The 242-nt window shown below is 35.5% G+C and carries 1 protein-coding gene; it reads left to right on the top strand.

From position 1 onward, the window contains the following. The coding region (locus RG959_RS24795) for a 3'-5' exonuclease family protein (RefSeq protein WP_342799363.1) at nucleotides 1–242 on the top strand (242 nt) is incomplete at both ends.

The following is a 242-nucleotide window of genomic DNA, read 5'->3' as shown; positions in this document are numbered from 1 at the left end:
AGCCTACTTTATCCCAACAGAAATTGCTTTATCTTCAGAAGCATTTAAAACATGGTTAGAAGACAGTAGTAAAAAGAAAGCAGTCTTTGATGCGAAAAAGACACTAGTAACACTCCTTCGAAATGGGATTCACATAAAAGGAATTACGTTTGATATGCTGCTTGCCTCTTATTTGCTGAATCCATCAGATAATAATCATGACATCCCTGCTATTGCAAATAGAATGGGAAAACAAGTTGTTC

Source organism: Domibacillus sp. 8LH (assembly GCF_038806185.1).
GTDB lineage: Bacteria > Bacillota > Bacilli > Bacillales > Domibacillaceae > Domibacillus > Domibacillus indicus_A.
The sequence above is the reverse complement of the archived record's forward strand: the minus strand, read 5'-3'. Positions and strand labels throughout refer to the sequence as shown.